A 5,135-nucleotide genomic window follows, 5' to 3' on the forward strand; every position below is an offset into this window, starting at 1 on the left:
ATTCCGCTGAAATCCGACAGTCAGGTTCAGGGCGTCATCGGTCTGGCCCATGTGGATCCGGAAAAGCGCTTCGACCAGGAGGATGTGATTGTCCTTGAACGCTTTGCCGCCCTGACGCTGCTGGCACTGGAAAAAGCCACCCTATACAGCAAGGTCACCCGCGAACTGGCCGAACGAAAAAAAGCCGAGGCCCGCATTCGTGAGAGCGAACAGCGCTACCGGTCCTTCCTTGAATCTTCCCCAGATCCCATTGTCGCATACAACATGAAAGGGATTGCCACCTACGTCAACCCGGCATTTGAGCAGACCTTCGGTCTATCCCGCCACGAACTGCTGGGCAAACAGATTGATTTCGTCCCTGAAGAGTGCTGGCCGGAGACCAAAGCTGCCATCGACGAAATGCTGAGCGGCCGGAAAATCACCATGTTCGAAACCAAGCGACTGGCCAGGAATGGACGGGTGCTGGACGTTCAAATCAGCTCGACCCTGTTTCAAAATCAAAAGGGCCGGCCGGTGGGCAATATCGTTACCCTTAGAGATATCAGTGCCCGCAAAAAGGCGGAGGAAGCCCTCCAGCAATATCACGGCCAGTTGGAGGAACTGGTCCAGGAGCGAACCGCGGAACTGGCCGACACCAACCGCCGGCTCAAACAGCAAATCGAAGAGCGCAAGCGGGCGGAAGCGGCCTTGAGAGCCCAATCCAGTTATCTGGAAGAGGTCAACACCGCACTGCAGGTCCTGCTTAAAAAGCGGGAGGAGGACAAACGGGAAATGCAGGAAAATGTACTTTCCAATGTCAAGGAACTGGTATCTCCCTATCTGGTCCGTCTGAAAAGAGGGCACCTGGAACCCCATCAGGAAACCATGCTTGAAATCCTGCAGTCCAACCTGGACAATATTATTTCGCCTTTTATCAGCAAGCTCTCATCTCGATACCTGAACTTCACTCCCACCGAAATCCGCGTGGCCAACCTGATCAAGGAAGGAAAAACGAACAAAGAGATCGCCGAATTGTTGCTGATTTCAAAGAATACGGTTCTCTTTCACCGCCACCACATCCGCACCAAACTGGGGCTAAGAAACAAAAAAATAAACCTCAGAACCCATCTGCTCTCATATGAAGAGTAGCGGTTATTACCCACTATTTACCTGCTATTTTATCAACTTGACATTCTTGTGTGTTAAAACGATACTGATTCATAAAGGATCCATCCATCACTTTAAATCCTTAATCGATCAACTCCAACGTATTCGATTTAATAAAAATAATTTATAGTATGAAAAACTTAGACAATAATATGAATACAATTTATTTTTTTAACTGCCAAACGAAACATTAAGGACACTTTTTCAAATCTGCCGCCCTGTGGTATCAGACCTTGCACCCGGCAACATCTTCAGCTGTCACACAAACCATGTTGAGCTTATATGACCACCTTATCCATTGAGAACGTTACGCTTACTTTCGGCGGGTTGAACGCACTTTCCGATGTTAACATGACCATCGAACCGGGACTGATCACCTCCATCATCGGGCCCAACGGTGCCGGCAAAACCAGCATACTGAACTGCATCTCCGGATTTTATCACCCGACCACAGGGGAGATAAGATATGGCGACAAACGGTTGACCCACGCGCTTCCCCACCAGGTGACCAAGCTGGGCATCGCCCGGGCGTTTCAGAATCTGGAACTGTTCAGCGGCCTGTCCGTCCTCGACAACCTGCTGCTGGCCCGCCATACCAACCTGAAATACAATTTTCTCCAGGCCATGATTTACGTCGGCAAGGCATCGCGGCTGGAGGCCGAAAACCGCGCCTACGTGGAAAATGTCATTGATTTCATGGAGCTCGAGCCTTACCGCAAAAGCACGGTGGGCAATCTGGCCTACGGCATCCAGAAACGCGTTGAGGTGGCCAGGGCGCTGACGCTGAACCCCCAACTGCTTCTGTTGGACGAGCCCATGGCGGGAATGAATATCGAAGAAAAAGAAGATATCGTACGGTTCGTCATGGATATTAAAAAGGAGCAAAAGACAACGATCATCCTGGTTGAGCATGATCTGGGTGTTGTCATGGATATTTCCGATCGCATCCACGTGCTGGACTTCGGGGAAGTCATCGGATCGGGGACACCGAAAGAAGTGGCCGCTAACGAAAAGGTTATCGAGGCCTACATCGGAGAAGATTAATTGAACACGACAGACACGCAACACCTCCAGTCACTTACCATTCCACAATTGCTGCGCTGGCGAGTCGAAAGCACCGGTGACAAAGTCGCTTTGCGGGAAAAAGAATTCGGCCGCTGGAACAGCTACACCTGGAATGACTATTACCATTTGGTTCGCAAGACAGGGCTGGGCCTGCAAAAGCTCGGGTTAAAAAAAGGCGATTCCATCGCCTTGATCGGCGACAACATTCCGGAAATGCTGTTCACCGCCATTGGCGCACAGGCGGTAGGCGGTGTCTCCGCGGCCATCTACCAGACCACCATGCCCGAAGAAATCGCCCAACTGCTGGCATACATGAACGTCTCCATGGTCTTTTGCGACAACCAGGAACAGGTGGACAAAATTGTAGAGATCCGTGAACGGGTCCCGGGCGTCAAGCATGTCATCTACGAGGACCCCCGCGGCATGCGCGGCTACCGGTCCGATGACTGGTTCGTCTTCATGGACGATCTCTACCGGCTCGGCGACGACGTCCATGCCAAAAACCCGGATCTGTATGAACGGCTGGTGGATCAAGGCACAGCCGACCAGGTCTGCCACCTCTGCCTGACATCCGGCACGACCGGTTTGTCCAAGGGGACCATGCTGACCCACAAGAACTTTATCAGCATGGGATTGCAGCTCACTGATGCGGACCCTCTGGCGGACACCGACGAGTATCTCTCCTTCCTGCCCTTTGCCTGGATCGGTGAGCAGATGAACTCGTTTGGCGTGGCCATGGCCACCGGGATTACCATCAATTTCCCCGAATCGGTGGAAACGGCCATGGAAGATCTCAAGGAGATTGGCCCGCATTTCATGTTCGGGGCACCCCGGATTTATGAGACCATCCGCTCCCAGATCTGGCTCAAAATCGACGAGTCGTACTGGCTAAACCGGAAACTCTATTATTATTTCATCAAAGTCGGCGAAAAAGCGGCCGGCTACCGCATGTCGAGCAAACCCATGCCGCCAGGTCTGAGATTCAAGGCCTGGTTGGGCTACCAGATCATGTTCCGGCCTTTGATCAACCAGATAGGCCTGTTGCGCCTGCGCCGGGCCTACACCGGCGGCGCCGCCCTGGGCCCCGAACTGTTCACCTTCTACCAGGCCATCGGGGTCAACCTGAAGCAGATCTACGGCCAGACCGAGATCGTGGGCATCGCCTACATGCACAGGGACGGCGACGTTCGGCCCGATACGGTGGGCAAACCGTTACCCAACACCGAGTGCAAAATTTCAGAAGAGGGCGAAATCCTGTCCCGATCACCCTCGGTGACGCCCGGCTATTACAAGCTGCCTGAAAAAACGGAGGAGCTGTTGGAAGGCGGCTGGTTGCACTCCGGCGATGCCGGCTACATCGACGAGCATGGCCACCTGGTGGTCATCGACCGGTTGGCGGATGTGATGCACAACATCGAGGGCGAGATGTTCAGTCCCATGTTCCTGGAGAACAAACTCAAATTCAGCCCCTATATAAAAGAAGCGGTGATCTTTGGAAACAAGCGGGATTATGTGGCCGCCCTGATCAACATCGACCCCATCGTGGTGGGCAAATGGGCGGAAGACCGGGGCATCTCCTACACCACCTATATGGATCTGTCGGCCAAACCCGAAGTGGCCGGACTGGTCAAGGAGCAGGTGGCCGAAATCAATTCTCGGGCAGAAAAGGAGCACTTCAGGATCAAACGGTTTGCGATTTTATACAAACTGCTGGACATGGACGACGGCGAGTTGACCAAAACAGGAAAAATTCGCAGGAAATTCGTACGGGAGAAATACCAGAACCTGTATGATGCCCTCTACGATGAGAGCATCAGCGAAAAGGAGGTGGAGGCCTTCTTCCAGTACCAGGATGGACAATCAACCACGGTGAAAACCAAGATTTCATTTTATACCATGGAAGGGTTCTGATGAGTTACTTTTTTCAATTGGTGGTCAGCGGCATCGTGGTGGGTTCCATTTATGCCTTGGCGGCACTGGGATTTGTCCTGATCTATAAATCGAGCAAGGTGCTGAATATCGCTCACGGACAAATTATTGCCGCCGGTGCCTTTATCGCCTATGCGTTAACCGGAATGGCGGGGATTCCGATTTATATATCATTTTTTCTGAGTATGGTGATTACGTTTTTCCTATCCATGAGCGTGGAGCGGATATTTTTGCGTCGCTTGATCGGAGAGCCGATCATCTCCGTGATCATGGTAACGATCGGCCTGATGTCCATCATCGATGGGTTGATTTTTCTGACACCGTTCGGGTCGGTAAACTTCTCTTTTCCAATATTCTTGCCCCAAACCTTGATATCCTTCGGTGGTGTGTCTATCTCCTGGACTCAGCTCGTGGGCGTAATCGTGACGGCTGTGATGATCGGAGGGTTCTCATGGTTTTTTAAAAAATCCACGGTGGGCATCTCCATGCGGGCGGTATCGGATGACCAGTTTGCCTCCATGTCCGTGGGTATTTCCGTCCCCAGGGTATTCGGGCTGGCATGGGCTACAGCCGGGCTGAGTGCAGCGGCTGCGGGTACCATTATCGGTAATATTACTGGGCTTAACTTTGATACACTGCACGCTTTCGGGATTACCGTCTTTCCCGTGGTTATTCTAGGGGGGCTGGATTCAATACTCGGAGCGGTTGTGGCAGGTATTATTATAGGGCTGATCCAGCAGTTTGCCAGCGGATATCTTGACGGCAACTGGGGGCTCAACGGTACTGCCGAGGTGCTGCCCTATATCATCTTGTTGGTCATCCTACTTATCATACCACACGGGCTTTTTGGAATAAATGAAATTGAGCGTGTATAAATTATGTCAACAAATCGTTGGTTAGCAACCGGTAATTACTTTACCTCATACAAAGACGAGCAGAGAATATTCTTTACTCATCTGGATCGGACAATATTTACTATGTTCCTTATTGTCCTT

At 51.7% G+C, this 5,135-nt stretch carries 4 protein-coding genes; all 4 read left to right on the forward strand.

Annotation, left to right across the window (positions count from 1 at the left end; translation table 11 throughout):
• A partial coding sequence (locus tag QNK41_RS00510; protein ID WP_319252647.1) for a PAS domain S-box protein occupies positions 1-1,128 on the forward strand: 1,128 nt, incomplete at its 5' end.
• 300 nt (positions 1,129-1,428) lie between these two features.
• Positions 1,429-2,190 carry an ABC transporter ATP-binding protein gene (locus tag QNK41_RS00515; protein WP_319252649.1) on the forward strand — a complete coding sequence of 254 codons (762 nt, stop codon included), beginning with the start codon at positions 1,429-1,431 and terminating at the stop codon, positions 2,188-2,190.
• Entirely contained in the window at positions 2,191-4,122 is a 1,932-nt protein-coding gene (locus tag QNK41_RS00520; RefSeq protein WP_319252651.1) for an AMP-binding protein, read from the forward strand.
• The gene (locus QNK41_RS00525) at positions 4,122-5,015 is read left to right on the forward strand and encodes a branched-chain amino acid ABC transporter permease (protein ID WP_319252653.1); all 894 of its coding nucleotides are present in this window, start codon (positions 4,122-4,124) and stop codon (positions 5,013-5,015) included. Before QNK41_RS00520 ends, QNK41_RS00525 begins: the two co-directional genes overlap by 1 nt.
• Positions 5,016-5,135: the final 120 nt, after the last annotated feature.

The sequence above is a fragment of the Desulfosarcina sp. genome (assembly GCF_033791525.1).
GTDB lineage: Bacteria > Desulfobacterota > Desulfobacteria > Desulfobacterales > Desulfosarcinaceae > Desulfosarcina.

What these genes read in the sequence shown, in the direction of transcription:
- QNK41_RS00515 (WP_319252649.1), top strand. Translation starts at nt 1,429, where the DNA reads ATGACCACCTTATCCATTGAGAACGTTACGCTTACTTTCGGCGGGTTG.
- QNK41_RS00525 (WP_319252653.1), top strand. Translation starts at nt 4,122, where the DNA reads ATGAGTTACTTTTTTCAATTGGTGGTCAGCGGCATCGTGGTGGGTTCC.